At 39.7% G+C, this 4,703-nt stretch carries 3 protein-coding genes and 2 pseudogenes; 1 reads left to right on the top strand and 4 read right to left on the bottom strand.

Going from position 1 to position 4,703, the window contains the following annotated elements; genetic code table 11:
* Together BGC07_RS01375 and prpC are read right to left on the bottom strand one after the other, a co-directional pair.
* A pseudogene (locus BGC07_RS01375) lies at nucleotides 1–782 on the bottom strand (MmgE/PrpD family protein); the annotation flags it as partial.
* A gap of 30 nt (nucleotides 783–812) precedes the next feature.
* A pseudogene (prpC, locus tag BGC07_RS01370) lies at nucleotides 813–1,923 on the bottom strand (bifunctional 2-methylcitrate synthase/citrate synthase).
* Between the two features lie 180 nt (nucleotides 1,924–2,103).
* On the opposite strand from prpC, the gene fliM reads away from it, so the two are divergent.
* Nucleotides 2,104–3,348, top strand: a complete 1,245-nt coding sequence (gene fliM, locus BGC07_RS01365; RefSeq protein ID WP_235602822.1) for a flagellar motor switch protein FliM — start codon at nucleotides 2,104–2,106, stop codon at nucleotides 3,346–3,348.
* On the opposite strand, the gene lhgO is transcribed toward fliM, so the two are convergent.
* Together lhgO and BGC07_RS22915 are read right to left on the bottom strand one after the other, a co-directional pair.
* Nucleotides 3,252–3,989, bottom strand: a complete 738-nt coding sequence (gene lhgO, locus BGC07_RS22920; RefSeq protein WP_268801588.1) for an L-2-hydroxyglutarate oxidase — start codon at nucleotides 3,987–3,989, stop codon at nucleotides 3,252–3,254. The two genes, fliM and lhgO, sit on opposite strands and share 97 nt — an antisense overlap.
* The gene (locus BGC07_RS22915) at nucleotides 3,982–4,473 is read right to left on the bottom strand and encodes an FAD-dependent oxidoreductase (RefSeq protein ID WP_268801587.1); all 492 of its coding nucleotides are present in this window, start codon (nucleotides 4,471–4,473) and stop codon (nucleotides 3,982–3,984) included. Before BGC07_RS22915 ends, lhgO begins: the two co-directional genes overlap by 8 nt.
* Nucleotides 4,474–4,703 lie beyond the last annotated feature (230 nt).

The following is a 4,703-nucleotide window of genomic DNA, read 5'->3' as shown; positions in this document are numbered from 1 at the left end:
CATAAAACCCCCATACTTTAGTTGATAGCGCACTGGGATAGCCCATCTCCCCTTTCATCACCATCAGTGCAAGATTTACCGCGCGCGCACATGCATCGCCTGCGGCCCATGATTTTCTTGAACCTGTATTGGGTGAATGGCGATAGGTCCGCAGGCTTTGCCCATCCACCCAAGCATGAGAAAGCGCATCTAATATTTGTTCTCGACCACCCCCTAACATATGCGTGACAACCGCAATTGAAGCGATTTTCACTAACACAACATGGTCTAAGCCAACTCGGTTAAAACTATTCTCTAATGCTAAACATCCTTGAATCTCATGTGCTTTAATCATAGCAATAAGAACATCTTTCACTAATAATGGCGCTTTACCTTCCAGGCTGTTTTGTTGTGAAATAAAGTCAGCAACGGCTAAAATAGCGCCTAGATTATCAGAAGGGTGTCCCCATTCAGCAGCCAACCAAGTATCATTAAAATCTAACCAACGAATGAGTGTGCCTATGTTAAAAGCAGCTTGAATTGGATCTAAGACATAAGACGTGCCAATCACCCGAGAGCCATTTGGAACAATTGTCCCAGGAATAATAGGACCGAGTAATTTTTTGACATTCTGGATAATTTAAGGCAAGCATTGCGCAACCTAAGCTATCCATCAGACAATACCTTGCTGTTGTTAAGGCTTCTTTTGACGTAATTTCATAATCACAAATATAATCGGCAATGTCTTTTAAGACTTGATCATAATCAGTGCGAGCATTATCACCAGCAAGGTTATTTATCATCTTTATATTCCTCTTTAAAATAATTAATTATTAACGAGCACTAATATCGATATAATCCCGCGCTTCAGGGCCTATATATTCAGCTCCTGGGCGAATGAGTTTATTGTTTTGACGCTGCTCCATAATGTGCGCGGCCCATCCGGTGATTCGAGACATAACAAATATTGGGGTAAACATGGCTGTTGGGATATTACAAAAGTGATACGCTGATGCACTAAAGAAATCTAAGTTTGGAAACATTTTTTTCCTCTGTCATCATAACCTGCTCTATCTTTTCTGAAACGGCATATAACACTTTATCTTCTAGATAACCGGATAACTCTTTAGAGCAAGCTTTAATAATGTCCGAACGCGGATCGCGGATTTTATAAACACGGTGACCAAATCCCATGATTTTAACCTTTTCAGCAAGTAACTTTCTAATGGCTTGCTCTGCTTGCTCAGGTGAATCAAATCTTTCTATTAACGCCATTGCTGCTTCATTTGCCCCCCCATGCAAAGGGCCTCGCAATGTGCCAATAGCCGCAACAATAGCCGAATAAAAATCTGACAGTGTTGCTGTACAAACTCGTGCAGCAAACGTCGATGCATTAAACTCATGTTCTGCATATAAAGTTAAAGAGACATCAACTGTTTTGGCCATTAACTGATCTGGTGGAGTTTTATTATTATGCAGTAAATGCAAAAAATAACTCGCTAATGAAAGATCATTTAGATTTGTTTCAATTCTTCGATTATTATGAGAAAAATGATACCAATAATTTAAAATGCCTGGCATGACAGAAATTAACCGATTGGCAATCTCTAAACCTTGATAGTGATCAGTTTCAGGTTCTAAATGCCCCAAAAAAGAGATTCCGGTTCTTAACACATCCATCGGATGTGCTGTTTTTGGAATTTTCTCTAACACTATTTTTAATTCTTTAGGTAATTCACGCATAGAAATCAGTTTGTCTTGATAACTTGATAACTCACTGTAGGTCGGCAAGTGGCCATAAAGTAATAAATAAGCCACTTCTTCAAAACAGGCATATTTTGCTAAATCTTCGACTGAATAACCGCGATAATTTAAACTATTTCCTTCCTGTCCTACAGTACAAATTGCTGTTTGGCCTGCAATAACCCCTGCTAATCCACTCATTATGAATATCTCCTTATCTCTCATAAACATCCACTGCACCATGATTGCTGTAACATTGTATCCTAGCGTAAAGGCTTATAAAAGAAAAAAGAACGACCGTTCAATTAACGGTAAAGAGTCATAATGATCTTCAATGGATTATAATAAAATATAAGGGATATGCTAAGAAGATAAAAAGACATGTCAACGGACCTACTCTCTCAAGATGAAATCGATGCGCTACTGCATGGTGTAGATGGCAGCGAGGCTGCAGAAGAAGTTGAAATAGACCCTGATGCCCCCGTCTCCATTGATTTTAACTCCCAAGAGCGCATCGTTCGTGGTCGAATGCCAACCCTAGAAATGGTCAATGAACGCTTTGCTCGAACATTTAGAACAACGCTTTTTAATCTACTACGCTCTATTCCCGACCTAAGTGTAGATGGCATACAAATGCATAAATTTTCTGATTATATGCATACGCTTTTTGTACCTACCAGCTTAAACATGGTGAAAATGAGGCCGCTTCGAGGAAATTGCTTATTTGTTTTTGATGCAAGATTAATTTTCATTCTTGTTGACAATTTTTTTGGCAGTGACGGTCGTTTTCATGCCAAAATCGAAGGACGTGAGTTCACACCTACTGAATTACGTATTGTTATGCTGTTACTAGAGACAATTTTTGTAGACTACAAAGATGCCTGGGCGCCTGTTTTAGATGTTAATTTTGAATATCAAAGCTCCGAAGTTAACCCTGCGATGGCCAATATTGTCGGTCCTACTGAAGCAATTTTTGTCAGCACCTTTCAAATCGAATTAAATGGCGGTGGAGGAAAGCTTCAAATTGGGTTCCCTTACCCCATGATTGAACCGATTCGTGATATTTTAGATGCAGGGATTCAAAGTGACAGTACTGATATAGACACGCGTTGGATTCAATCCTTGCATCATGAAATTGTTGGCTCTCCTCTAAGGTTAACAGCAGACCTTGCTCAAGTTGAGCTTACTGCCCGAGAAATTATGCAATTGGAAGTTGGCCAAATTATCCCTTTTGAGATGCCAGAAGAAGTGCAGGTTTTAGTGCAAGACACTCCTTCTTATATTGCTAAATTAGGCCAATCCAATGGCAATCTCGCAGTTGAATTAACCAAAGAAATCGATAAAAAAACAGGGGCGACCATGGACTTCTCTCCTCCTTCAGCCAAGAAAGATGCGCTAACTGAAGACGGTGATGAAAATAATGAGGGCCCATCAAAGAAGAACGATAAGAAAAAAACAAAAAAATCAAAAAAAGCCACCGCCTACCTCACCTTAATTCTACAGACTCCCAGTTTTAAATACTTTATCAGTTATAAGCGATCCTGTTTTCTTTGTACGCGCTGGATAATATGTTCGCCAATAGGAATGGCCGCTGTTGCCGCGGGGGATGGTGCATTACAGACATGAACCATACGTTTTGATTCAGTAAATAAAAAGTCATGGATCAGCTTACCTTCCAAGCTAACCGCTTGTGCGCGTATTCCTGGAGGATAAGGGGCAAGGTCGGACAAAGTGAGCGAAGGGCAGTACTTTTGTATGGCTTTAAGATAAGCCTTCTTGCAATAGCCAAGCTTTAACTCATGCAGCGCGGGCTTTAAATAGCGCCTTAACAATTTCCAAAAGTTACTAGAAAATACCAGCTCTCGACTATCCCTAAAGTTAACAGCACAAGACTTATAATTTTCACGAGCGAAGCTAATGGCTGCATTGGGTCCAACTGTTGTGCTACCATCGATCATACGAGTCAGGTGAACGCCTAAAAAAGGCAACTTAGGGTCAGGAATCGGATAAATCAGGTGTTTTGATACGGCTGTATGGTTAGGTAATTGATAGTAACTGCCTTTAAAAGGAACAATCGAAAAATCATTTTTAAGACCCGCTTTTTTCACTAATCGGTCAGACATTAACCCCGCACAGCTAATCATAAATGCGGTTATATATTCTTTATTTTGAGTTTTAATTAAAACATGCTCGGAAAACTCTGAGATCTTACTCACTTCTTGATTGAATATCACTTCCCCGCCACTTTCAACAAAAATATCAATCATTTTTTGAGTAATTTTTTTGAAAATCAACGATGGCGGTAGAAGGGATAAAAAGCGCACCAATACCCTGGAGGAGGGGCTCTTTCTTGTGTAATTCAGTTGCTGAAAGTTGCTCGGTTGTTAAGTTGACTTGTTGGGCTTGTCGCTCCAGCATTTGCATACGTTCTAATTCTTGCTCTGAGGTGGCAACGAGCAATTTGCCACATTCATCAAAGTCGATATTGTGTTGTTGGCAAAATTGTTTGGTTGCTTTGTTTCCAGCTAAGCAGAAATTAGACTTTAAACTGCCAGGAGGATAATAGATTCCAGCATGGATTACACCGCTATTATGACCGGTTTGATGCAGCGCTGGTGATGCTTCTTTTTCGAGTAACAATATGCGTGAGGTTGGCTTACACTGTTGTAATTGGTAGGCCGTCGAAGCGCCTAAAATGCCACCACCAATAATGATAAAATCGTACATACCTAGAGCGTCTCTTGTTCGCATTTTAAATTTCTTTCAATATTTCATAATCAGCCACTAAAGAGAATATCATGGGCAGCATCAAACTTTAATATCCATTACAGGCATAAGCACGCTGTGCGGGTGATTTTGTTGGGTCCTTCCCATTCAGTTCAATCAAAAATCACCGCTGACATTTAAAATTTCATTCTCAACAACTTAACACCTTGATAACAAAATTATTTTTTCCTAACAAAGCAAAAAAAGCATAAAAA

Source organism: Piscirickettsia litoralis (genome assembly GCF_001720395.1).
Classification (GTDB): domain Bacteria; phylum Pseudomonadota; class Gammaproteobacteria; order Piscirickettsiales; family Piscirickettsiaceae; genus Piscirickettsia; species Piscirickettsia litoralis.
Note: the sequence above shows the minus strand (reverse complement) of the source record. Positions and strands in the feature narration are given on the sequence as shown.